Source organism: Nocardioides plantarum, assembly GCF_006346395.1.
Classification (GTDB): Bacteria; Actinomycetota; Actinomycetes; order Propionibacteriales; family Nocardioidaceae; genus Nocardioides; species Nocardioides plantarum.
Map to the genome: position 1 here is coordinate 332,405 of NZ_VDMS01000002.1, position 23,452 is coordinate 355,856.

General features: G+C 72.4%; 23 protein-coding genes and 1 riboswitch. Of the genes, 11 read left to right on the forward strand and 12 right to left on the reverse strand.

Annotated features, from left to right (window positions below; translation table 11 throughout):
- Positions 1–11 precede the first annotated feature (11 nt).
- From FJQ56_RS13585 to FJQ56_RS13600, 4 genes are read right to left on the reverse strand one after another with little or no spacing between them, the layout of a single operon-like run.
- Positions 12–983 (reverse strand): ROK family glucokinase, encoded by a 972-nt coding sequence (locus FJQ56_RS13585; RefSeq protein ID WP_140010099.1) that lies wholly within the window; start codon positions 981–983, stop codon positions 12–14.
- Positions 976–1,449, reverse strand: coding sequence for a hypothetical protein (locus FJQ56_RS13590; RefSeq protein WP_140010100.1), 474 nt, complete (start codon positions 1,447–1,449; stop codon positions 976–978). The genes FJQ56_RS13585 and FJQ56_RS13590 overlap by 8 nt, the downstream gene beginning before the upstream one ends.
- A 1-nt stretch (position 1,450) precedes the next feature.
- On the reverse strand, positions 1,451–2,638 hold the full coding sequence (locus FJQ56_RS13595) for an ArsA family ATPase (protein ID WP_140010101.1): 1,188 nt from the start codon (positions 2,636–2,638) through the stop codon (positions 1,451–1,453).
- Positions 2,639–2,662: 24 nt separating this feature from the next.
- The gene (locus FJQ56_RS13600) at positions 2,663–3,112 is read right to left on the reverse strand and encodes an SRPBCC family protein (protein WP_140010102.1); all 450 of its coding nucleotides are present in this window, start codon (positions 3,110–3,112) and stop codon (positions 2,663–2,665) included.
- Between the two features lie 121 nt (positions 3,113–3,233).
- Between FJQ56_RS13600 and FJQ56_RS13605 the strand changes: the two genes are divergently transcribed.
- From FJQ56_RS13605 to FJQ56_RS13620, 4 genes are all read left to right on the forward strand, one after another.
- Positions 3,234–5,126 (forward strand): AMP-dependent synthetase/ligase, encoded by a 1,893-nt coding sequence (locus tag FJQ56_RS13605; RefSeq protein WP_140010103.1) that lies wholly within the window; start codon positions 3,234–3,236, stop codon positions 5,124–5,126.
- Between the two features lie 213 nt (positions 5,127–5,339).
- Complete coding sequence (locus FJQ56_RS13610; protein WP_140010104.1) at positions 5,340–6,857, forward strand: sensor histidine kinase; 1,518 nt, start codon at positions 5,340–5,342, stop codon at positions 6,855–6,857.
- Between the two features lie 74 nt (positions 6,858–6,931).
- Positions 6,932–7,585 carry a response regulator transcription factor gene (locus FJQ56_RS13615; protein ID WP_140010105.1) on the forward strand — a complete coding sequence of 218 codons (654 nt, stop codon included), beginning with the start codon at positions 6,932–6,934 and terminating at the stop codon, positions 7,583–7,585.
- A gap of 209 nt (positions 7,586–7,794) precedes the next feature.
- Complete coding sequence (locus tag FJQ56_RS13620; protein WP_140010106.1) at positions 7,795–7,962, forward strand: Flp family type IVb pilin; 168 nt, start codon at positions 7,795–7,797, stop codon at positions 7,960–7,962.
- A gap of 21 nt (positions 7,963–7,983) precedes the next feature.
- On the opposite strand, the gene FJQ56_RS13625 is transcribed toward FJQ56_RS13620, so the two are convergent.
- The 3 genes from FJQ56_RS13625 to FJQ56_RS13635 all read right to left on the reverse strand — a co-directional run bounded on the left by FJQ56_RS13625 (position 7,984) and on the right by FJQ56_RS13635 (position 10,891).
- Positions 7,984–9,213: a hypothetical protein gene (locus FJQ56_RS13625; protein ID WP_140010107.1), complete on the reverse strand. Its 1,230-nt coding sequence runs from the start codon at positions 9,211–9,213 to the stop codon at positions 7,984–7,986.
- 56 nt (positions 9,214–9,269) lie between these two features.
- Positions 9,270–10,256 (reverse strand): C40 family peptidase, encoded by a 987-nt coding sequence (locus tag FJQ56_RS13630; RefSeq protein ID WP_246084153.1) that lies wholly within the window; start codon positions 10,254–10,256, stop codon positions 9,270–9,272.
- Between the two features lie 83 nt (positions 10,257–10,339).
- Positions 10,340–10,504: riboswitch (cyclic di-AMP (ydaO/yuaA leader) on the reverse strand.
- A 171-nt stretch (positions 10,505–10,675) separates the two neighbouring features.
- Positions 10,676–10,891 carry a hypothetical protein gene (locus FJQ56_RS13635; protein WP_140010109.1) on the reverse strand — a complete coding sequence of 72 codons (216 nt, stop codon included), beginning with the start codon at positions 10,889–10,891 and terminating at the stop codon, positions 10,676–10,678.
- A gap of 100 nt (positions 10,892–10,991) precedes the next feature.
- Here FJQ56_RS13635 and FJQ56_RS13640 point away from each other — a divergent pair, with 100 nt between their 5' ends.
- The 3 genes from FJQ56_RS13640 (at position 10,992) to FJQ56_RS13650 (ending at position 13,884) form a co-directional block, all read left to right on the forward strand.
- Complete coding sequence (locus FJQ56_RS13640) at positions 10,992–12,746, forward strand: DEDD exonuclease domain-containing protein (protein WP_140010110.1); 1,755 nt, start codon at positions 10,992–10,994, stop codon at positions 12,744–12,746.
- Positions 12,747–12,921: 175 nt separating this feature from the next.
- Positions 12,922–13,200, forward strand: a complete 279-nt coding sequence (locus tag FJQ56_RS13645) for an Lrp/AsnC family transcriptional regulator (protein WP_140010111.1) — start codon at positions 12,922–12,924, stop codon at positions 13,198–13,200.
- A 72-nt stretch (positions 13,201–13,272) separates the two neighbouring features.
- The gene (locus FJQ56_RS13650; RefSeq protein ID WP_140010112.1) at positions 13,273–13,884 is read left to right on the forward strand and encodes a YgjV family protein; all 612 of its coding nucleotides are present in this window, start codon (positions 13,273–13,275) and stop codon (positions 13,882–13,884) included.
- Between the two features lie 19 nt (positions 13,885–13,903).
- Here FJQ56_RS13650 and trpD read toward each other — a convergent pair whose 3' ends face one another.
- The 3 genes from trpD to FJQ56_RS13665 all read right to left on the reverse strand — a co-directional run bounded on the left by trpD (position 13,904) and on the right by FJQ56_RS13665 (position 16,446).
- On the reverse strand, positions 13,904–14,929 hold the full coding sequence (gene trpD / locus FJQ56_RS13655; protein ID WP_140010113.1) for an anthranilate phosphoribosyltransferase: 1,026 nt from the start codon (positions 14,927–14,929) through the stop codon (positions 13,904–13,906).
- A 106-nt stretch (positions 14,930–15,035) separates the two neighbouring features.
- On the reverse strand, positions 15,036–15,482 hold the full coding sequence (locus tag FJQ56_RS13660; RefSeq protein WP_140010114.1) for an Rv3143 family two-component system response regulator: 447 nt from the start codon (positions 15,480–15,482) through the stop codon (positions 15,036–15,038).
- Between the two features lies 1 nt (position 15,483).
- Positions 15,484–16,446 (reverse strand): cytochrome c oxidase assembly protein, encoded by a 963-nt coding sequence (locus tag FJQ56_RS13665; protein WP_140010115.1) that lies wholly within the window; start codon positions 16,444–16,446, stop codon positions 15,484–15,486.
- Positions 16,447–16,520: 74 nt separating this feature from the next.
- On the opposite strand from FJQ56_RS13665, the gene ctaE reads away from it, so the two are divergent.
- The 4 genes from ctaE to qcrB are packed head-to-tail and all read left to right on the forward strand — an operon-like array spanning position 16,521 to position 20,974.
- The gene (gene ctaE, locus FJQ56_RS13670; RefSeq protein ID WP_140010116.1) at positions 16,521–17,159 is read left to right on the forward strand and encodes an aa3-type cytochrome oxidase subunit III; all 639 of its coding nucleotides are present in this window, start codon (positions 16,521–16,523) and stop codon (positions 17,157–17,159) included.
- Positions 17,160–17,214: 55 nt separating this feature from the next.
- Positions 17,215–18,150, forward strand: coding sequence for a cytochrome bc1 complex diheme cytochrome c subunit (qcrC, locus tag FJQ56_RS13675; RefSeq protein ID WP_140010117.1), 936 nt, complete (start codon positions 17,215–17,217; stop codon positions 18,148–18,150).
- Positions 18,147–19,220, forward strand: a complete 1,074-nt coding sequence (gene qcrA, locus FJQ56_RS13680) for a cytochrome bc1 complex Rieske iron-sulfur subunit (protein ID WP_140010118.1) — start codon at positions 18,147–18,149, stop codon at positions 19,218–19,220. The genes qcrC and qcrA overlap by 4 nt, the downstream gene beginning before the upstream one ends.
- A complete protein-coding gene (gene qcrB / locus FJQ56_RS13685; protein WP_140010119.1) occupies positions 19,217–20,974 on the forward strand; it encodes a cytochrome bc1 complex cytochrome b subunit in 1,758 nt (585 codons plus the stop codon). The genes qcrA and qcrB overlap by 4 nt, the downstream gene beginning before the upstream one ends.
- A gap of 115 nt (positions 20,975–21,089) precedes the next feature.
- On the opposite strand, the gene FJQ56_RS13690 is transcribed toward qcrB, so the two are convergent.
- Both FJQ56_RS13690 and FJQ56_RS13695 read right to left on the reverse strand, forming a co-directional pair.
- Positions 21,090–22,046 (reverse strand): hypothetical protein, encoded by a 957-nt coding sequence (locus FJQ56_RS13690; RefSeq protein ID WP_140010120.1) that lies wholly within the window; start codon positions 22,044–22,046, stop codon positions 21,090–21,092.
- A gap of 136 nt (positions 22,047–22,182) precedes the next feature.
- The gene (locus tag FJQ56_RS13695) at positions 22,183–23,436 is read right to left on the reverse strand and encodes a L,D-transpeptidase (RefSeq protein WP_140010121.1); all 1,254 of its coding nucleotides are present in this window, start codon (positions 23,434–23,436) and stop codon (positions 22,183–22,185) included.
- Between the last annotated feature and the right edge of the window lie 16 nt (positions 23,437–23,452).

Genomic DNA, 23,452 nt, shown 5'->3' on the forward strand with positions numbered 1-23,452 from the left:
ACCGACCGGGCTCAGTGACGCGCGAGGTCGGCGGCACCGATGACGCCGGCGCGGTTGCCGAGCGAGGCGGTGCGGATGTCGGGCACGGGCCGGTGGCCGCGGCCGGTCAGCTGTCCGAGGAAGGCCTCGCGCACCGGGTCGAGGAGCAGGTCGCCGGCCTCGCTGACCCCGCCGCCGATCACGACCGACCCGGGGTCGAGGACCGCGGCCAGGGATGCGATGGCCTCGCCGAGCCAGCGCGCCAGCTCGGCGACCTGGGCCATCGCGAACGGGTCGCCGTCGGCGGCGGCGGCCGTGATCATCGGGCCGTCGATCGCCGCCGGGTCCCCGCCGGCCCGCTCGAGCAGCGCCGCGGCCTCGGGGGTCAGGGCCTGGGCGCGGGTCTCCTTGACCAGCGCCGAGCCACTGGCGTACTGCTCGAGGCACCCGAGGTTGCCGCACCCGCACTGCCGCCCGCCCGGCACGACCCGCAGGTGGCCGATCTCGGCGGCCGCGCCGAAGCCGCCGCGGAACAGCGAGCCGTTGTGGACGATGCCGCCACCCACGCCGGTGCCGACGGTGACCATGAGCATGTCGTCGACGTCGGCGGCCGCCCCGAAGGCGAACTCGCCCCACGCCGCGGCGTTGGCGTCGTTCTCCACGACGACCGGGAGCTGCACGCGGGCCTGGATCTCGTGGCGGAGGTCCTCGTCGCGCCAGGCGATGTTGGGGGCGAACATGACCACGGCCCGACCGGCGTCGACGTAGCCGGCGGCCCCGATGCCGACCGCCGTCAGCTCGTGCCGGGCGGCCAGCTCGAGCACGAGCCGGGCGATGGCGTCCTCCACGGCGTCGGCGTCGGCCGCGGGCGAGACCACCCGGTGCTCGGCGACCACGGTGCCCTCGACGTCGACCACCGCCCCTGCGATCTTGGTGCCGCCGACGTCGATGCCGCACGTCAGGCCACGCAGGTCGGCACCGCCGACAGAACCTCTGTCACTCATCGTCGTCTCCGTCGAGGTCGATCCGCTCGAGACCGGTGCTGTCGCCCGGTCCGCGCGTGCCCGGTGGGGGCTGGGTCGCCAGGGCCGCGGCTACGGCCTGGAAGAAGGACGAGGCGGCGCCGGCGAGGTGCGCCTTGACCTCGGGGCTGGTCCCGCGGATGGCGTGGACCGTGCGGCAGACGGGGCAGTAGGTGCACTCGGCCGCCCCGGTGGCGAGGTGGTCGTTGACCTCGCTGAGCCGCTCGGCGGCCAGGCCGCCCAGCCCGCCCAGGGCCGCGCCGAGGGTCGCACCGAGGCCGGCGCCGGGCTCGCCGGCGTTGCCGGTGTCGCCGGCGTCGGTGGCCCAGCCGGACAGTGCCCCCAGCAGCTTGGCCGCCTCCTCGCCGACGCTGCCGACCTCGGGTCGGTCGGGGTCGGGCTCGTGGGACTCGGCCTCGTGAGGATCGGGCTCGTGGGGGTCGGTCACGTCACCGCTCCTGTCCGACGGTCGCGGTCTCGCGGAACCGCACCCGCAGCTCGCCGTCCTCGACGCGGGCTCCAGCGACCTCGAGGCGGGTCAGGCCCGCGGGCAGGGTGAGCAGGCGGCGGTAGGAGCCGACGGTGACGACCAGCTCGTCGTGGTGACGGGCCAGCCCGATGTCGGCGCGGCGTACGCCGGGCAGCGCCAGGTGGAGCACGGCTCCCTCGCCCGGCGTGCGGGAGACCCGGAACGGGCCGGCGCCGGTGGGCGCGGCGAGCGGGTCGGTGCCGGCGTAGAGGTCGGCGGCGAGCTCGGCGAGCGCCGCGACCCCCACCGGCTCGACGGCGCGGTACTCGGAGCGCCAGATCGGCAGCCCGGCGAAGGACTCCTCGACCTCGGCGAGCACGGCGTCCTGGGCCAGCACCCAGCGCGCGCGCCAGTCGTCGGCCCCGTCGGCGGGGAAGATCCGGTTGGCGACGACGCCGTCGACGCGGTAGCCGAAGAGCGACAGGCTGGTGTGGCTGCGCCGGGCCTCGGCGAGCACGACCTGCTCGGGGGTCATCACGATGCGCACGCTCGCCGAGGGACCCGACAGCAGGGCGTGGACCTCGCCGAGCTCGCCGTGCAGGCGCTCGAGGGCTTCGAACACGGTGCCTCCGGGCATCGGCACCCCGGCTGCGCGCGACAGCACCGGGCGCAGCGCCCTCATCACGCGCTGCTGGGTCGGGAAGACGCGCTGCATGTACCAGCCGAGGGCCTCGGGCAGCGCGAGCAGGCGCAGGGTCTCGGCGGTCGGCGCGCAGTCGACGACGATGACGTCCCACTCGCCGCGCAGGGCGTGCAGCCGCAGCTCCAGGAGCGCGAGGACCTCCTCGGCACCGGGGATGACAGTGAGCTCCTCGGCCGCGACGGGGTCGACCCCGGCGCCGTCGAGCACCGAGAGGAGGTAGCCCTGCACCTCGGCCCACGACTGCTCGAAGCGCAGCTGGGCGTCGACCTGCTGCACGAACAGCCCGTCGGCCACCTCGGTCGGCTCCGGGCCGACGACGGCGCCGAACGCGTCGCCCAGCGAGTGCGCGGCGTCGGTCGACAGCACCAGGGTGCGCCGGCCCGCGGCCGCGGCGAGCGCGGCGGTGCCGGCGGCGACAGTGGACTTGCCGACGCCACCCTTGCCGGTGAACAGGACGATACGCACGTCTGGACCTGGGACAGCCGGGCGTCAGCCCAGCGACTCGACGCGCTGCTTGAGGCCCTTCAACGCGGTGTCGATGAGGATCTTCTCGCCCTTGCGCTTGATCATCCCGATCATCGGGATCGACACGTCGAGGGCCAGCCGGTAGGTCACCTCGGTGCGACCGCCACCGAGGTCGTCGAGCACGTAGGCCCCGTCGAGCGCCTTGAGCATCTTGCCCTCGACGAGGGTCCAGGTGACCTGGCGGTCGCCGTCCCACACGTAGGCGAGGGTGTACTCGTCCTTGACCGGCGCCACGTCGAGGGTGAAGAACACCTCGCGCGCGCGGTCGGACTGCTCACCGGCGAACGACGAGCGCACGTCGGCGACCTTCACGCCCTTGGCCCACGTGGGGTAGGCGGGGAAGTCGGCGATCACGTCCATCACCGCCGAGGGCGGGGCGTCGACCACGATCGACGAGGTGGTCTGCTCCGGCACTGGGGTGACCTCTCTCGTCGCGGGTGGCCGCAGGATCTGGGGCTTGTCGGAGGCTACCGGATGCGTCGCCCACGACGACCGGCGCGCCGGTCGGTGGTCGGCACGGTGCACAATCGGCGACGTGCGTGAGTACTCGACACCCCTGACGGTCGACCGACCCACCACCGGCAACCTCACCGACGACGTCGTGCGCAACGCCGCCGAGGCTCCCGAGGCGGTCGTGCTGGCCCGCCGTACCCGCGTCCCGGGCGATGGCAGCACCGACGGCACCGACGACACCGCCTGGCAGGACGTGACCGCGGCGCGGTTCCTGGCCGAGGTCCGTGCCGCCGCCAAGGGCCTCCTCGCCGCGGGCGTCGGACCCGGCGACCGGGTCGCCCTGATCTGCGCCACCCGCTGGGAGTGGACGCTGCTCGACTACGCGATCTGGTTCGCCGGGGCCGTCACCGTGCCGATCTACGAGACGTCCTCGGTCGAGCAGGTCGAGTGGATCCTGCGCGACTCGGGGGCGGTCGCGGTCCTCGCCGAGGGGCCCGACCACCTGACGCGGATCGCCTCGGTGCGCTCGGGGCTCGACGCGCTGCGTCACGTGTGGGCGATCGACGCCGGTCCTGACGCCGGCCCCGACGCGGGTCCTGGCGACGGCGCGATCGACGTGCTGACCCGCCTCGGTGCCGACGTCGCCGACGCCGACCTCGACGTACGCCGGGAGGCCGCGACGCCCGAGAGCCTGGCGACGCTGATCTACACGTCCGGCACGACCGGACGCCCCAAGGGCTGCATGCTCACCCACGGCAACTTCCTCACCGAGATCGGCGTTGCCGTCCACGAGCTCGACGCGCTCTTCACGCCCGGCGACGACGGCGCCCAACCCTCGACGCTGCTGTTCCTCCCCCTCGCCCACGTCTTCGCGCGGATCATCCAGATCGGGGCGATCCGGTCGCGGGTGCGACTGGGCCACAGCAGCGACATCCGCAACCTCGTGACGTCCCTGCAGGAGTTCCAGCCCACGTTCGTGCTGGCCGTCCCGCGGGTCTTCGAGAAGGTGTTCAACACCGCCTCCCAGCGCGCCACCGCCGACGGCCGCGGCAAGATCTTCGACCGCGCGACCGAGACCGCGATCGCGTGGTCGCGTGGCCTCGACGGCCCCAAGGGCCGCGCGTCGCCCGCCGTACGCCTGCGGCACGCGGCGTTCGACCGCCTGGTCTACGCCAAGCTGCGCGAGGCCCTCGGGGGCCGGTGCACCTACGCCGTCTCGGGCGGCGCCCCGCTCGGCGAGCGCCTCGGGCACTTCTACCGCGGCATCGGCCTGATCGTCCTGGAGGGCTACGGGCTCACCGAGACCACGGCCGCGGTGACGGTCAACCTGCCCGAGGCCCAGCGGGTGGGCAGCGTGGGTCGCCCGATCCCCGGGACGGCGGTGCGGGTCGCCGACGACGGCGAGCTGCTGTTCCGCGGTGGCCAGGTCTTCACGGGCTACTGGAACGACGCCGTGGCCACGGCCGAGGCGATCGAGCCCGACGGGTGGTTCCACACCGGCGACGTGGGCGAGGTCGACGACGAGGGGTTCGTGCGCATCACCGGCCGCAAGAAGGAGATCCTGGTGACCGCCGGCGGCAAGAACGTCGCCCCCGCCGTCCTCGAGGACCGGCTGCGCGCGCACGCGCTGGTCAGCCAGGCCCTGGTGGTCGGCGACCGTCAGCCCTTCATCGCGGCGCTGGTCACCCTCGACGCCGAGGCACTCCCGCTGTGGGCCGAGGCCCACGGCAAGACCGGACGCAAGGGAGCCGGGCTCGCCGAGGACCTCGTCGACGACCCCGACCTGCTCGCCGAGATCCAGCGTGGTGTCGACGACGCCAACGCCGCGGTCTCCAAGGCCGAGGCGATCCGCAAGTTCCGGGTGCTCGCGACCGACTGGACCGAGGAGGACGGGCAGCTGACGCCCAGCCTCAAGCTGCGTCGCAACGTGGTGACGCGCGAGCTCAAGGACGAGATCGCCGCGCTCTACCTCTGAGCCGCCGCCTCCACGTCGTCCCGCTGTCGTCCCGCTGTCGTCCCGCTGCCGTCCTGCTGCCGGCCTGCTGCCGGCCCGAATCGTCGCGATTCCCGGCCGGAGGAGCGTCGCGGCCCCTAGGGTGGCTGCGACCAACGGAGACGTGTGGCGTGTGATCGCGCCGCCGGTCGAGCGAGAGGCTCTGCCTGTGTGGACCGGTCGGGACCGTCCCCGATGACCGAACGACGCGCCCTGCGGATCACCGTCGGCGCCCGGCTGTTCGCCCTGCTCGCCATCGGCGCTCCGGTCCTCTACGAGCACGACCGCGCGGCGGTCGTCGCCCTGGTCGGGCTCTCCGCCATCTGGGTCGTCGCCAGCCTCCTCGAGCGGCTGCCGACCCACACCGTCGCGGCGCTGACCGCCGAGGCGGTGCTGACCGGGGTGGCGTGCGGTGCCGCCATCGGGTCGACCGAGGCCGTCCTGCTGGCGCTCGCCGTGCCGCCGTTCGTCGCTGCCGTCGTCCGCGGCGCCCTCGGCGCCCTGCTGGCGCTGGGAGCCGAGCTGGCCACCGCGGTCGGTCTCGTCCTGGTCCTGGGAGAGGACCTCTCGGCCGACGAGAGCTTCGCCCTCTTCACGTGGAGCGTGGGGGCCTTGGGCCTGGGCATGATCGGCACCTTCCTGCACGCCAGCTTCCAGTCGCAGACCGACGAGCTGGCCCCCTACCTCGACGCCCAGCGGCTCCTGCGGCAGCTGGTCGACCTGTCCTCCGACCTCAGCTCCGGTCTCGACGTGGCCTCGCTGGCCGGCGCCATGGCCAGCGAGGTCGGGGACCGGCTGCCCACGACCGAGCTCGCGATCTACGTGCCGCGCGGGGAGGTCCTCGTCCCGCTGGTCTCCCACGGCGGCGTCGACGACCGGGGCACCCGCGGCCGGGCCGAGCAACTGGCGCTCGAGTCGTGGGCCCGGTCGGCGCCCATCGTCGACGAGCACGTCTTCGCGTTCCCGCTCGGCTCCTCCGTGGTGGTCGCCGGACGGCTCTCGCCCTCGGCCGGCCTCGACGTCGCCGAGGTCGAGCGCACCATCCTCGGGCTTCCTCGACTCCTCGAGGCCAAGTCGGTCCAGCTCGACACCGCGCTGCTCTTCGCCGACTTCCGCGACTCCGCCTCGGCCGACGAGCGCAAGCGCCTGGCCCGGGAGATGCACGACGGCGTGGCCCAGGACATCGCGTCCCTCGGCTACCTGGTCGACGCCCTCGCCGCCCGGCCGGCCGACGAGGCGCAGGCCGGGATGCTCGTCCTGCTGCGCGACCGGATCAGCAACATCGTGGCCGAGGTCCGCCAGTCGGTGCTCACCCTGCGCACCAGCATCGGCGAGGCCGACACCCTCGGGGTCGCGATCGGGGCCGTCGCCCGCCACCTCAGCGAGTCCTCCCAGATCCCGATCCAGGTGACCCTCGACGAGCACTCCACCCGGCTGCGGCCCGAGGTCGAGGCCGAGCTGTTCCGGATCACCCAGGAGGCGATGAACAACGCGATCAAGCACGCCGAGTGCACCAAGGTCGAGGTGCACTGCCAGGTGCACGCTCCCTCGGCCCTGATCACGATCACCGACGACGGCCGGGGCCTGCAGCCTCCGCGCAGCGACTCCCACGGGTTGAAGATCATGCGCGAGCGCGCGCGGCTCGCGCGTGCCGACCTCGCGATCATCGACCGCCCCGAGGGCGGGCTCCGGGTCACGGTCAGGCTCGCGTGATGCCCCGGTGACCCGCACCCGCCACCGTTCGACCGCCCGGCCCACCGGCCGGCCCCGCCTGAAAGAGTCGTCTCATGAGTGACCACCCCATCCGTCTGCTCCTCGTCGACGACCACGACCTCATCCGCAGCGGCCTGGGCGCGGTCATCGACCTCGAGGACGACATGGACGTCGTGGGCTCGGCCGGCTCGGTCACCGAGGCCGTGGCGCAGTACGAGGCGCTCTCCCCCGACGTCGTGATCGCCGACCTGCAGCTGCAGGACGGCACCGGGCTCGACATCGTGCGGACCATCCGCAAGTCGAGCAACGAGACGGGCCTGATCGTCCTCACGATGCACTCGGGCGACGACCAGATCTTCGCGGCCATGCAGGCCGGCGCCTCCGGGTTCGTCGGCAAGGACGCGCCGTCCGCCGAGGTCGTCAAGGCCGCCCGGCACGCCTTCGTCTCCCCCCGTGCGTTCGTCTGCGCCGGCCTCGTGGGCGCGATGATGCGCCGGGCGTCGGGCGAGTCGACCAACCTGACCGAGCGCGAGCACGACGTGCTCCTGCTCCTCGCCGACGGGCTCGGCGCCAGCGCGATCGGCGAGCGGCTCTTCCTCAGCGAGTCGACCGCCAAGTCCCACATCGCCCGCATCTACCAGAAGCTCGGCGCGGCCAACCGGGCCCAGGCCCTGGTGACCGCCATGCGCATCGGCCTGCTGTCGAGCATCCAGCCCACCGAGCGGTGACCCTGCGTGGGCCCGACGGGGCCCGTGTGATGCCCCGGCCCCGCTAGTCACAAAGGACTAGGGACGTCGACGCGTTCTGCTGATGGCAGCCCGCAGCGCAGCCGCGAGGATGCGCTCGGGGACGTCGTGCCCCGCACTCGCACGGCACCTCGCACCACACCCCCGTGGCCGCCGGCAGCCCCGGAGCCACGCACCCCTAGGAGACCACCGTGCTCGCCTACGCACGCATCCTGCTGCAGGCCCGCCTGGCCGTGCGGCACGAGCGCGGTGTCTCCGCCGTCGACTACGGCCTGCTCGTGACCGGTATCGCTGCGGTCGTCGTCCTGGTCGCGGTCGCGTTCGGCGGCGACATCCTCGACGCCCTCACCGACGGCTGACGCCGACCACTCGATCGGGGGTCAGCCCTGGGGAGCCGCGCCGGGCAGTGTCCTCAGCCGCTCACGCCACCCGCGGAGCAGGTCGGCCTCGGACCAGTCCAAGTCACGACGCAGCTCGGCCGCGAACGGCTTCCCGTCGCTCACGGACTCGTAGAGCCTCAGCAGGGCCTCGGGCCCGCGCCGCCCGGCGAGCGCGACGCACGCCAGCCAGGACGCCTCGTAGACCGCGCCCAGGTGGGGTCCCCCGGTGTCGAACTCGGCCGAGGTCGGGAGCTCGGTCGGCAGGCCGTCGTCGCGCACCTGCCGGGCGACCTGGCCCGCCGTCGTGGTCAGCGGGAGCGTCGTACGGCGCAGGGCGACGTAGTCGGCGAACCCCTCGGTCAGCCAGGTCGGCGCCTTGCTGAGCGGGGCGTCCGTGGCGACATGCGTCGCCTCGTGGGCCAGGACGACGTCCTGGCCGTCCTTCCCCAGCTCGTCGAACACGTCGGGGTTGACGAACACGTGGCTCGGCGCACCCTCCTCGATCGTGCCGCCGGACCCCGTCACCGCCGCGATCTGGGCGTAGTAGCCGTCCTCGGCCCCCAGGGCCGCCTCGAGGGCGCCCACGTCGGCCGGCACCTCGAGGACCAGACGCGGTCGCCACGTGCGGACCACGCTGGACACCGTCGGGACGGCCGCCCGGGCCCGGCGGACGTAGGTCGCCAGGTCGACGCCGTCCGCCGCGACGACCAGCAGGTCGGCGGTCCGGCTGACCTGCATCGGCCCGCTCATCCAGACCGGCGTGCGCAGGTCGCCGCCGCCCACGCCGGCCACCACGACGCCGTCGGCGGTCGACCGGAACCGGAACGACACCTCGGTCGAGCTGGGCTCGGGATCGAAGCCGGCGTAGGCCCAGGTGACGTCGACGGCGGCCGCCCACGTGCCGTCGGCGGCGGGGCCGCCGTCAGCGTCGATGTAGCGCAGCGCGACGTCGCTCAGCCGGGCCTGCGCGGCCACGTCGGCCAGGTCGCCGAGCCGGTCGACGGTCGCGGTGTCGTCGGCTGCGGCCAGCGCGGTGGCCGCCGCACGGTCCCGTGCCCCGAGGGCCGTGGCCAGGCGTTGCAGGGCCCGCGCCGCACCCGCGGGATCGATCGCCGCGGGCCTCGCGCTCGGCTGCGGGACGACGTACGGCTCGTCCTGGTCGTCGGGGACCGCCAGCCTCCAGACGAGGAGCGCGGCGACCAGGGCCACCAACAGCAGAGGACCGGCCACCCACCATCGTGGTCGGCCGGTCCTCGGGTGCTGGACGTCGCTCAGCTGGGTGCCGGTCAGCCGGGCCGGACGGCGCCGGAGAACGGCATCGAGAAGACGCTGGCGATGCGGACGCCGGTGCCGGGGTTGGCCGCGTCGACGATCTGGCCGTTGCCGATGAAGATGCCGACGTGGCTGATCGGGCTGTAGTAGAAGACCAGGTCGCCGGGCTGCAGGTCGGAGGCGGCGACGGGGGTGCCGGTGCCGGACTGGGCGCTCGAGGAGTGCGGGAGCGACACGCCGGCCTGGGCCCAGGCCATCATCGTGAGCCCCGAGCAGTCGAAGGCGTCGGGGCCGGCGGCACCGTGGACGTAGGCGTCGCCGACCTGCGCGAGGGCGTACTGGACCGCGGCGGAGGCGCGACCCGAGACCGGGACGTCCGGGGGGGTCCGCGTGGTGGTGTCGCGCGAGGTGGTGTCGGGGCGGTCCTGCGTGCCGGCGGGCGGCTGCGGGGTCCGGGTCTCGCGGGCCTCGGCGGCCTGGAGGGCCGCGCGCTCGTCGGCCTGGAGCTCACCGAGGAGCTCCTTGGCGTCGCCGAGCTTGTCGTCGACCGTGGACTTCTCGGTGGCCAGCTTCTTCTCGAGCTTGGCGACCTGGGCGATCCGGTCCTCGGTGGCGTCGCGGCGCAGCGAGAGCGCCTGGAGCCCGGTGGCGTAGTCGTCGAACAGGCTCTGCTGGAGCTGGCGGTAGGTCGACAGCGTCGAGACGTCGGACAGGAAGCCGTCCACGTCACCGGCGGTGGCCACCTGGCTCACCAGACCGAGGTCGCCGCCGCCGGACTGGCGCAGCACCGAGCGCCGGGCCTCGCGCCGCATCGCGTCGAGCGACGTCTCGGCCCGCTTCTCGTCGGCCTTGACCGAGCCGAGGTCGGCCTTGAGGTCGTCGAGCTGGATCTTGACCGCGTTGTAGCGCTCGGAAGCCTGCTCGGCCTCGCGGTAGAGCCGGTCCACGCGGGTCTTGACGTCCTTGACATCGGGCTCGGCCTGGGCCGGCGAGCTGGACACGAGACCAAGACTCGCGACGAGCGCGACTCCCGTCACGGCGGAGGCGAGGCGCGTCCGAGGGCTGATCACAGCGGCGGTGGGTCCTTTGCGTTGTCGTACGCCTACCAGGTGAGCTGACGGGTTCGGGCACGACATGCCCTCCCTCTGCTCCTCGCCACCGCGATGGTGCTACGGCGGCGCCTCGCAGAGGATTCACCCCAGAAGAGTTGGTTCCCCGGCTCCCCCACCGCACGCGGCGGGGGACTCAGCGCGACGTCCGTGTGGGACCGGTTGGACCCAGGGCCACGAACGTCTGAGGGACCACCGTAGTGGGCTGGCCAACCGCCCGGCAAACTTCCCCGAGAACGTCGGCATGGCGCGTCACACCAGCCCCACGAGCCTCGTGGGTCACAGGTGCCGACGGCCGCTCACGCCGGTCGTCAGGCCGACTCCGTGTGGGGGCCGGCCACCGGGCGCACCAGGCGCAGCGGTGGCACGAGGCCGCCGTCGGCCAGGACGTCGAGGGCACGGCGCTCCTCCTCGTCGATGGTCAGCGCGGCGAGCTCGGGCGGCGGACCGAGCAGGACCGTCACCACGCAGTCGTGACAGGCGAGACCGCGGACCAGGCAGGTGTCGCAGTCGATGTGTGTCGTCATGTCGCGAAGGCTGGCACCGACCACGGACAGTTTCGCGAAGCTCGCCCCCGACAGGGTGTCGGCACGCGAACTGTCCGTGCCCACGCCTACGGTCCGATCCATGACCACCACCGCCGGTGAGCGAGCCCGACCGGGGAGTCGCTGGGAGTCGCAGCGCAGCTTCGACGAGCTGGGCCGTCCGCTGAGCGACATCACCTTCTGCGTGGTCGACCTGGAGACCACGGGCGGGTCGGCCCAGGCGGGCTCGATGATCACCGAGGTGGGTGCGGTCAAGGTCCGAGGCGGCGAGGTCCTCGGGGAGTTCCAGACCCTGGTCAACCCCCGCACCGACATCCCGGCCTTCATCGCGGTCCTCACCGGCATCAGCAACTCCATGGTCGCCGACTCCCCGCCGATCGAGTCGGTGCTGCCAGCGTTCCTCGAGTTCGCGGCCGGCTGCGTCCTGGTGGCCCACAACGCTCCCTTCGACGTCGGCTTCCTGCGCCACTTCGCCGCCCAGCAGGAGCGTCCCTGGCCCGCCTTCGAGGTCGTCGACACCGCCGTGCTCGCCCGCCGCGTGATCACCCGCGACGACGCACCCAACTGCAAGCTGTCGTCCCTGGCCCGCGCCTTCCGCTCCACCACGACCCCCGACCACCGGGCGCTCTCCGACGCCCGGGCGACCGTCGACGTGCTCCACGGCCTGATGGAGCGGGTCGGCGCCCAGGGGGTCTCCACGCTCGAGGAGCTGCAGACCTTCTCGTCGCGGGTCAGCGCCGCGCAGCGCAAGAAGCGCCACCTCGCCGACGGCCTGCCCCACGCGCCGGGCGTCTACCTGTTCCGCGACGACGCCGACCGCGTCCTCTACGTCGGCACCTCCCGTGACGTCAGCCGGCGGGTGCGCTCCTACTTCACGGCGTCCGAGACGCGCTCGCGGATGGGTGAGATGGTGCGCCTGGCCGCCCAGGTCACGGCCATCGAGTGCGCGACCCCGCTCGAAGCCGAGGTGCGCGAGCTACGTCTGATCGCCCAGCACAAGCCGACCTACAACAAGCGCTCGAAGTTCCCCGAGAAGACCACCTTCGTCAAGCTGACCCGCGAGCCCTGGCCGCGGCTGTCGCTGGTGGCCAAGGTGCTCGACGACGAGGCCGACTACCTCGGTCCGTTCTCCTCGCGCGCCGCAGCCGAGAAGTGCCTGGCCGCGCTCCACGACACCTTCCCGGTCCGACAGTGCTCCGACCGGTTCGGCCGGCGCCCGTCGCGCACCGCCTGCGTCCTGGCCGAGATGGGCCGCTGCCTGTCGCCGTGCGACGGGAGCGTCGACGAGCACACCTACGCCGCCGTCGTCCGCCAGCTCCGCGAGACCCTGCTGCGCCGCCCCGACGACGTCGTCGACCTGGTCAACGCCCGGATGGCCGCGCTGGCGGCCGACGAGCGGTTCGAGGAGGCCGGCGTCCACCGTGACCGGCTGGCCGCGTTCGTCCGGGCCGCCGCCCGCACGCAGCGGCTCACCTCCCTCACCTACTGCCCCGAGGTCGTGGCCGTCCGCCGTGAGGACGACGGCCGCTGGGCCGTCCACGTCGTGCGCTACGGCCGGCTCGCGGGGGCCGGCGTCATCCCGTCGGGCACCGACGCCCACGCCTACGTCGCCGCCCTGCGCACCACGGCCGAGACCGTCCCGGCACCGTCCGGCACCCCCGGCCCGACGCCGGCCGCCACGGCCGCGGAGACCGAGCGGGTGCTGCGGTGGCTCGAGGCGCCCGGCGTACGCCTGGTCGACATCGACGGCCAGTGGACCTGTCCCGTCGCCGGCGCCAGCCGTCAGCTCGCCCGCCACGGCTCGCTCGACGATCCCGCGGCGTTCGTCGATCACTAGTGGCACGGGGCCGAGGTTCTTGGCCGCTTCGCGCACTGAGGCCACGCACCTCGCGGCACCGGCGATCTCCGAAGACGACCAGGTATGCCGTCGGACCGCCGGCACCGCGAAGGCACGCACCCTGAGCACGCCAAGCCATCATGAACCTCGGACCCGCACCACTAGGGTGGGCCCCGTGATCACCGCCATCGTGTTCGTCAAGGCCGCGGTCGACCAGATCCCCCAGGTCGCCGAGGCCATCGCCGCGCTCGACGGGGTGACCGAGGTCTACTCCGTCACCGGCCAGATCGACCTGATCGCGATGGTCCGGGTCCGCCATCACGAGGACGTCGCCGCCGTGGTGGCCGACCGGGTCAACAAGGTCCCGGGCGTGCGCGAGACCGAGACCCACATCGCGTTCCGGGCCTACTCCCGCCACGACCTGGAGTCGGCGTTCTCCCTCGGGCTCGACTGATCTCGACCTGCGATCCCGCTGGCCTGGTGACCACGGTGACCCGGACACTGTGACTGTCGTTACAGTCGCGCGATGACCTGGCTCGATCTCGTCGGCTGGGGCGGCAGCGCCCTCCTCGTGTTCTCCCTGCTGCAGGCGCGGGTGCTCCGCTTCCGGGCGCTCAACCTGGTGGGCTGCCTGATCCTGCTGGTGTTCAACGCCCTGCTCGAGGTCTGGCCGATGGTCGGGATGAACGCCGTGCTCGCCGCGATCAACGTGTGGTTCCTGGTGCGTCTGCTCCGCGACCGGCACGACGCCACCGCCTTCGAGGTGATCGAGGTCGGCCGCGACGACGCCTACCTGCGGCACCTGCTCGCGGTCCACGGCGACGACATCCGGCGCTACCAGCCGGACTCGACCTGGGCCCCGGTCGCCGAGCGCGACCACGCCTTCGTGGTGCTGCACGGCAACGAGACCGTCGGCGTCGTGCTCGTCGACGCCGACCACGACGTCGCCCGCGTCAGGCTCGACTACGTGACCCCGCGCTACCGCGACTTCACCCCCGGCGAGTTCGTATGGCGCCACAGCGGGGTGCTGGCGGCGCTCGGCTTCCGCCACGTGATGAGCCCGCCCGGCATGGTCGACGCCTACTACGCCCGCGTGGGGTTCCGACCCAACGGGCGCGAGTACGTCCTCGACCTCTGAGGCGGCGCTCCTCAGGACCTCAGGACGCCGCGGCGGCCACCCACCGCTCGAGGGTGGCGTGGGCCGCACCCGAGTCGATGGCGGCGGTCGCCCGCACGATGCCGGCGGCCAGGGCGTCGTCGAGCGCCGATCCGTCGGCGGTGTGCACGGCGAGGGCCGCGCCCGCGTTGAGGACGACGGCGTCGCGGACCGGGCCGGGATCGCCGGCGAGGAGGCGGCGTACGACGTCGGCGTTGTGGGCGGCGTCGCCACCGACGAGGTCGGCGGTCGTGGCGGGGGCCAGGCCCAGGGCGGTGGGGTCGACCGTGAACGGACCGGTCACCGCTCCCCCGGTGGCGACGTAGACGGTCGAGGTCGTGGTCGTGGTGAGCTCGTCGAGGCCGTCGTCCCCGCGGAAGACCCAGGCGTCCGAGCCCCGCTCGGCGAACACCCCCGCCATCACCGGCACCATCCGCGGGTCGGCGCACCCGATGGCCTGGGCCGCGGGGCGCACGGGGTTGGCCAGGGGGCCGAGGAAGTTGAAGGTCGTGCCGATCCCGAGCTCGCGCCGCGGCACGGCCGTATGGCGCATCGCGGGGTTGAAGGCGGCCGCGAAGCAGAACGTGATGCCGGCCTCCTCGGCGACGGCGGCCACCCGGTCGGGCGGCAGGTCGAGCCGGATGCCGAGAGCCTCGAGCACGTCGGCGCTGCCGGCCAGGGACGAGGCCGACCGGTTGCCGTGCTTGACCACGGTGACCCCCGCGCCCGCGGCGACGATGGCGGCCATGGTCGAGATGTTGACCGAGTTGGAGCGGTCGGCTCCGGTACCGACGACGTCGAGCAGTCGACCCTCGACGGTGATGCGCGTACGCCGGGCGTACATCGCGTCGGCCAGGCCGGTCACCTCCGCGACGGTCTCGCCCTTGGCGCGCAGCGCGACGGCGAAGCCGGCGATCTGGGCGGGCGTGGCCTCGCCCGCGAGGATCTCGCCCATCGCCCAGGAGGCCTGGTCGGCCGACAGGTCGGTGCCGGCGACCAGCGCCGACAAGACCGCGGGCCAGGTCACGGCGCCGCCGCCGAGCCTGCGAGGCGGCGGATCACGCCGGGAGGTCGAGGAGCCGGGCGAGCGAGGAACGAGCTGGCCACCGGCGTCTCGAGACCCACGACCACGGTCAAGACGTCGCGGGCACGCGCGAGCGCAGCAGCCCCACGACCGACTCGGCCAGCTGGATCGGGTCGATCGGGTGCGGGACCGCGGCGTCGGCGCGGGACCAGGTGGCCAGCCACGCGTCCTGCGGGCGACCGGTGAGCACCAGGAGGGGCGGGCAGCGGTAGATCTCGTCCTTGAGCTGCTTGGCGATGCCCATGCCGCCGGCCGGCGCGGCCTCGCCGTCGAGGATCGCCAGGGCGATGTGGCCGGCGTCCATGTTCTGGATCACGACCGGCTCCGTGGCCACCTCGACGTACTCGACCTCGGGGAGGTCGGGGTGGGGGCGACGGCCCAGGGCCAGGATCACCTGCTGGCGCACGGAGGAGTCGTCGCTGTAGACGAGCACCTTGAGGCGGGGCGCGGTGGCCCCGGAGGCGGCGGAGGACGAGGCGTCGGTCACGGCGCTCATGCTAGCCGTGGGAGGGCGACGCGGGCTCGGCCGCCTGAGCGGCACGCGCCTCGCGCGCCTCGATCAGGTCGAGGCGCCGGTCCTCCCGCTTGGCCTCGGCCATCGACTGGCGGACCCACTGCACGAACAGCACGACGAAGAACGACAGCCCGATCAGGTCGCCCGAGGCCCACAGGATGCCGCCGGCGAGGTTCTGGTCGGCGGCGGGACTGGGCAGCCACTCGCCCATCGGCCCGTCGTGGAGGCGGGGGTACCAGTCGCCGCCGAGCAGGGTGGACTGCCCCATGATCGTGATCCCGAGGAAGGCGTGGAAGGGCAGCGTGCCGACCGTCAGCGCCACCCGGAAGGGGTAGGACACCCGGCCCGGCACCGGGTCGATCCCCATCAGCGGCCAGAAGAACAGCGCACCGACCACGACGAGGTGCACGTGCATCGCCTCGTGCACCCACACGTGCTCGAGCGACGCGCGGTACCAGCCGGAGAAGTAGAGCGCCCACGGCGAGATCACGTAGAGCCCGAAGGTCAGCGGAGGGAACGACAGCACCCGGGCGACCCGCGAGTGCAGCAGCGTGAGCAGCCACCGGCGCGGTCGGGCCGGCAGCGTGCGCAGGGCCAGGGTCACCGGGGCACCGAGCGCCAAGAAGAGCGGCACGACCATCGAGAGCACCATGTGCTGCACCATGTGGACGCTGACCAGCGTCGTGTCGTACGCCGCCAGGCCCGACGTCGTCGCGACGAGGAACGCCCCCATCCCGACGCCGACGAAGGCCACGGTCCGGCCCAGCGGCCACGCGTCGCCGCGGCGTCGCAGCCGGGCCACACCGAGCAGGTAGAGACCGCACGCCCACACCGTCACCACGACGGGCAGCGGGGCCGGCGACCACTGGCTGAAGAAGGCTCCGGGCGTCAGTCGCGGGAGCACCTCGGAGGCGCTCAGGACGGCTACGGAAGCAGCGGCGGACATACCTGTGAGCGTACGGGTCGGGCTCGCCCGGGGGGTGTGGTGCCATCGGCCAGCGGCCACGCCATAATGATCCCGTGGCGACCACTGCAACGATCCCAGCCTCCCGGCTTCACGGGCACCACGACCGCCCGTCGATGGTCGCCGTGGGCACCATCATCTGGCTGTCCAGCGAGCTCATGTTCTTCGCGGCGCTGTTCGCGTCCTACTTCACGATCCGCTCGGTGAGCCCCGAGCTGTGGAGCCAGAACACCGAGGCCCTCAACGTCCCGTTCGCGGCCGGCAACACCACGATCCTGGTGCTGTCCTCCCTGACCTGCCAGCTCGGCGTGTTCGCCGCCGAGCGCGGCCAGGTCGGACGCTCCGGCGGGCTGCTCGACATCCGCAAGTGGGGCCTGCGCGAGTGGTTCATCCTCACCTACCTGATGGGCGCGGTGTTCATCGGAGGCCAGGCGCTCGAGTACGCCGAGCTGATCCACGAGGGCATCACGATCCCCGACTCGGCCTACGGCACGATGTTCTACCTCACGACCGGCTTCCACGGGCTCCACGTGACCGGCGGCCTGATCGCCTTCCTGCTCGTGCTCGGGCGCACCTACCTGGCCCGCAAGTTCACCCACGAGCAGGCGGTCAGCGCGATCGTCGTGTCCTACTACTGGCACTTCGTCGACGTGGTCTGGATCGGGCTCTTCGCCACGATCTACCTGATCAAGTAGCCCCGACACCACCGACCTGACCCGCTTGACGACGAGACGACTAGGGACCAAGACAGTGCGACTCCTCACCCGATCCGCCGGCAGGCTCTCCCGTCACCGGCGCAAGCCGCTGGCCGGGCTTGCCGTGCTGTTCCTCGCGCTGCTGCTCACCGGCGGCGCCTACTCCCTGTTCTCCCCCGGTGCGCAGGCCGAGCAGACCGGCACCACCAGCGACGACATCGAGGCGGGCCGTCAGCTCTTCCTCGTGAGCTGCTCCACGTGCCACGGCACCAACGGCGAGGGCATCCCCACCGTCCGGGCGGGCAGCCAGTACGGCCCGCCGCTGACCGACGTCGGCGCCGCCTCGGTCGACTTCCAGGTCGGCACCGGCCGGATGCCGCTGGTCCAGCCGGGCCAGCAGGCCGTCCGCAAGCCCCCGGTCTTCGACGAGGAGGAGACCCGCCAGCTCGCTGCGTTCGTCGACTCCCTCGGCACCGGCCCGGAGATCCCGGACAAGTCCGCCTACACGCTGCCCGACGACCTCACCGAGGCCGAGCGCGAGGCCGCGATCACCCGCGGCGGCCAGATCTTCCTGACCAACTGCACGGCCTGCCACAACTTCGACGGGTCCGGCGGCGCCATGCCCCGCGGCGGCCACGCCCCGACGCTGCGCGGCGTCGACTCCCGCTACATCTACGAGGCGCTCCTGACCGGCCCCCAGCAGATGCCGTCGTTCTCCGACGGCAACCTCACCCCTGAGTCCAAGCGCGACGTCATCGCCTACCTCAAGGAGACCGAGAAGACCCCCGGCTACGGCGGTTCCGGCCTCGGCAACCTCGGCCCGGTGAGCGAGGGCCTGTTCGCCTGGCTCGTCGGCATCGGCGGCCTGGTCGGCTTCGCGATCTGGATCGCGGCCCACACCACCCGATCCTCGAAGGGCAAGCCGTCCACGACCGCGGTCCGCCTCCCTCCCGGGGCAGCGGGTCCGAACGAGAGCGGAGCGAGCGCGTGAGCGACCTCGACAAGCACCCTGCCGGCGACACCGGGCACGACGCGCACCTGCCGGCCGTCGCCGAGGAGCCGATCGCCAACCCGGGCCTGCCGGCCCACACGTGGCGTCCGACCGACATCGACGAGGGCCTCGCCAAGCGGGCCGAGCGCCAGGTGTCGGCGCTCTTCACGCTGTCGGCGGTGTTCACCGTCCTGTTCGTCGTCTCCTACTTCGTCTTCGACATCGGCGACAACTGGGAGACCGTCGGCGGGCTCGGCGCCTCCACCGTGATGCTCGGGGTCTGCCTGGGCCTGGCGCTGATGCTCATCGGCGTCGGCATCATCCAGTGGGCCCGCAAGCTCATGGCCGACCAGGAGATGGTCGAGATGCGGCACCCGGCCCGCTCCTCCGACGAGGACCGCGCTGCCACCGTCGCGGCCCTCAACGCCGGCCTCGAGGAGTCCGACCTGGCGAAGCGGCCGCTGATCCGCCGCTCGATGCTGCTGGCCATGGGCCTGCTCGGCGCGCCCGTCGTCATCCTGCTGCGCGACCTCGGCCCCACGCCGTCCTCGGTCGCCAGCGCCGCCGAGGGCACTGGCCTCAAGCACACGCTGTGGGGCACCCGCGACAAGATCCGCGTCGTGCGCGACGTCGTCGGCACCCCCATCCGGGTCTCCGACCTCCAGATCGGCGACCTGGTCAACGCGGTCCCCGACGGCATCTTCGACCTCGAGGGCGTCGACCTGCAGGTCGCCAAGGCCAAGTCCGCCGTGATCGTCGTCAAGATGGCTCCCGAGGACGTGAAGTCCCAACAGGGTGAGGGCTGGGGCATCGACGGCGTGCTTTGCTACTCCAAGATCTGCAGCCACGTCGGCTGCCCGATCTCGCTCTACGAACGCACCACGCACCACGTGCTGTGCCCGTGTCACCAGTCGACGTTCGACCTGGCCGACTCGGCGAAGGTGATCTTCGGTCCGGCCGGGCGGCCGCTGCCCCAGCTGCCCCTCGCGGTCGACGAAGAGGGTTACCTCGTCGCCCAGAGCGACTTCAAAGAACCCGTGGGACCGAGCTTTTGGGATCGTGAGAAATGAGCATCGACACCAGCAAGGTGGCCGACAGCAACACGACGACCGCCGCCACCGCCAAGAAGCCCGGCAAGGCCGGAGCGGTCGCCACCTGGGCCGACGACCGTCTCGGTCTCGGCGGGGCGATGAAGAAGAACCTGCGCAAGGTCTTCCCCGACCACTGGTCGTTCATGCTCGGCGAGATCGCGCTGTGGAGCTTCGTCGTGCTGCTCCTCAGCGGCGTGTTCCTCACCCTCTGGTACGTCCCCAGCATGGGCGAGATCGAGTACCAGGGCTCCTACGACCCGCTGCGCGGCGTCGAGATGTCGGAGGCCTACGCCTCCACGCTCAAGCTGTCGTTCGACGTACGCGGCGGCCTGCTGATGCGCCAGATGCACCACTGGGCCGCGATGATCTTCGTCGCCTCGATGATGGTCCACCTGCTGCGCGTGTGGTTCACCGGCGCCTTCCGCAAGCCCCGTGAGCTCAACTGGGTGATCGGCTGCATCCTGCTGCTGCTCGGCACCCTCGAGGGCTTCACCGGCTACTCGCTGCCCGACGACCTGCTCTCCGGCACCGGCATCCGAGCCGCCGACGGCTTCTTGAAGGCCACCCCCGTGGTGGGCTCCTACATGTCGTTCTTCCTCTTCGGCGGGGAGTTCCCCGGCGAGGCGATCATCCCGCGCCTCTACACGATCCACGTGCTGCTGATCCCCGGCATCCTGCTCGGCCTGATCGCCGCCCACATGCTGCTGCTCGTCTACCACAAGCACACCCAGTGGCCCGGTCCCGGCCGTACCGAGGAGAACGTCGTCGGCTTCCCGATGCTCCCGGTCTACGCCGCCAAGGCCGGCGGGTTCTTCTTCATCGTCTTCGGCGTCGCCGCGTTCATGGGTGGCCTGCTGTCGATCAACCCGGTGTGGAAGTTCGGCCCCTACGACCCGACCAAGGTCACGGCGGGCTCCCAGCCCGACTGGTACATGGGCTGGCCCGACGGCCTGCTGCGCATCATCCCCGGCTGGGAGTCGGTGATCTTCGGCTACACCATCTCGTGGAACGTGATGATCCCGATCCTCATCGTTCCCCCGCTGATGCTGGTCGTGCTGATCCTGCTGCCGTTCGTGGACGCCTGGATCACCGGCGACAAGCGCGAGCACCACCTGCTGCAGCGCCCGCGCGACGCTCCGACGCGCACCGCGATCATGGTCGCGCTGATGACCTTCTACGGCCTCGCCTGGGCCGCGGGCGGCAACGACATCATCGCGATCAAGCTGCACCTGTCGATCAACCAGATCACCTACTTCATGCGTGTCGCCGTCTTCCTCGGCCCCGTCATCGCCTTCTTCGTCACCCGTCGTTGGTGCATCTCGCTCCAGCGTCACGACCAGGACCGGCTGCTGCACGGCTACGAGACCGGCATCATCATGCGGTCCCCCGAGGGCGGCTACAGCGAGCGTCACCTGCCGATCAGCGAGACCGAGGCCTACCGCCTCACGGCTCGCGACCGCGATGTCGTCTACACCGCCGACGGCCACGTCGACGAGAACGGCGTCGCCGCCCCGGGCGGCAAGCTCGACGGCGTGCGCGCCAAGCTGTCGACGCTGATGTTCGCCGACACCCTGCAGAAGCCCACCGCGGCCGAGATCGAGGCGGCGCACCACCACGCCGAGCACGAGCACGCACTCACCGCGGCCTACGACGGCAGCCCCGCCGACGGCCACCAGTTCGACGGCCACCACGCCGTCGAGGGCGAGAGCCTGCGCGGCCACGACGACCAGTAGGTCGCCCCCGCACCACCAGATCAGCACCACCCAGATCGACCCGTCGCCCATGGGCGACGGGTCGATCTGCATCTCACGCTGACCCGTCGCCCATGGGCGACGGGTCAGCGGTCGTTCAGGGGGTGACGGGGCGTGCCGAGCGGTGTCGCTGCCACTCCAGTCGGAGCAGCTGCTCGAGGTCCTGCCGGGGCCCCACCACGTTGTCCCTGCGCGCCACGACGAGCGACCACCGCCTCGTCGTGCGCAGCCACTCGAGCCGGGCCCCGTCAGCGGGCTCGTCATCGACACCGTGGAACTCCTCGCCGAAGTACTCGCACCCGAAGAGCTCCCCGGGGAGACCGACGTCGATGAAGTACTCACCACCGTCCGGGGCCACCTCCGGCACCTGGCACTGCGGCCGGGGCAGCCCGGCTTCGATCCAGCGCTTGCGTGCGATGGACTCGAACGGGGAGTCCGAGCCCCCATCGACCCACGGTGCCCACTGACGGGCCTGGACGATCCCTCGGTAGCCCTTGAACCGGTCGAGCTCCTCGACGAGCTCGGGGACGTCGAAGCAGCGCAGCGTCGCCAGGCTGTCCATCGCGGCCAGGCCCTGGTCGGCCGTCAGCAGCCGTCCCTGGTCGCACGCGGTGCGCAGGGGCTTGGTGACCCTCAGCCCACCGAGGTCCACCACGTCGCGATCGAGCAGCCTGCGCTCGCCGCTGTCGGTCAGGTCGTTACGCAACCGCCTCCCGGGCGGTGCGAAGACCGACGCCCGCGGCGTACGACGGTGGTCCCCGGGGGCCAAGGCCCGCTCCCCCACCCAGGCCCAGGCGGCAGTCCGGTCGGTCACCACGCAGTCGGCGGGCACGACCAGGGCCAGGCATTGCAGGCGCAGGTCGAGCGTGTCCGGCAGCGCGGCGACGTGGAGCACGCCGGGCAGCGGCCGCCGCAGCAGGCCCTTGCCGACGAGCAGACGACGCTGACCCGACGACACCGACAGGTCGTCGGCCTCCGCCGAGCTGAACGCACGGTCGCCCGGGAGCATCGCCAGCAGCTCGGCGAGCAGGTCACCGGTCAGGGGTCGCGTCATGCGGACGATGGTGAGGCAGATCCACCAAGCCCGCATCCGGTCATCCACAGGCAGCGCTGACCCGTCGCCCATGGGCGACGGGTCAGCGTCGATCTGGCATCGACCCGTCGCCCATGGGCGACGGGTCAGCGGGGGGTCAGAGAGCGGAACCCTTGCGGTACTGGCCGAAGGACTTGTTCCAGTCGCCGTAGCCGTTGTCGAAGGTCATCGGGCGGTCGGTGCCGGTGTATTCGACGACGTCGCCGCGGCGGCTCATGGCGTAGAGCCAGGCGGCGTCGGCGGTGCTCATGCCCGTGCACCCGTGGGAGACGTTGGCGTGGCCCTGGGACCCGACGGACCACGGCGCGGCGTGGATGAACTCGCCGGAGTAGGTCAGTCGCATGGCCCACTGGACGTTGTCGATGTCGTAGGACTCCGAGCTGCCCTGGGGGATGCCGACGGTCTCGGAGTTCATCCGCTTGGAGTCGAACTTCTCGACGATGACCTTGACGCCCGAGCGGGTCGTGAAGCCCTCCTTGCCCGTGGTGATCGGGAGGGTGCGCAGCAGCCTGCCGTTCTCGAGGACCTTCATCTGGTGGGTCTGGGCGTCGACCTTGTAGACGTGGGAGGCGCCGACGTCGAACTTGACCGTGCGGTTCTCCTGGCCGTAGATGCCGTTGCCGGCATCGACGCCGTTGACGTCGACGTCGACGTCGACCTTGGTGCCGGCCTTCCAGTACGTCGCGGGGCGCCAGTGGGCCTCGGTGTCGCTGAGCCAGTACCAGGAGCCCTTCTGGGCCGGCGAGGCCGTGACCTTCATGTGCCGCTCGAACTCGGCGTGATCGGTCACCGGCAGGTCGAAGGTGACGATGACGGGCATGCCGACACCGACGGTCTCGCCGTCGAGGGGCGCCACCGACGGGTAGGTCTGCTCGTCGAGGCTCAGCGCCTGGGCGCGGAAGCTGGTGCGGGCCTTCGACGAGGCGCCGTCGGCCTCGGCGGCGGCCGTGACGACGTACTTGGTGTCGGGCTCGAGACGCTCCGAGGCGGTCCACGAGCGGCCGTCGTCACTCAGGGCACCAGCGACCTTGCCGGCCGGGGAGGTGACCGCGACCGAGGTCAGCGAGCCGCTCGCGGCGGTGACCTCGACCAGCGTCGAGACCGGGACGTCGCGTGAGCCCTGGGCCACGTTGACGTCGATGGCGGGGCCGGTCGGCTCGGGTTCGTCGCCCTCGGCGACGCTGGAGCCGGTCGCGCCCCCGTCGGTGCTGCCCGTGGCGTCACCCTGGCGACTCGGGGCGGCGCCGTCCGAGTCGTCGGAGCTGCTGCACGCCGCCAGCGACAGTCCGAGGACGACGGCCAGTGCGGCCGCGGCCTGGCGGCGGCGCAGGTGACCAGAGGCAAACGACATCGGGGCTCCCGGGATC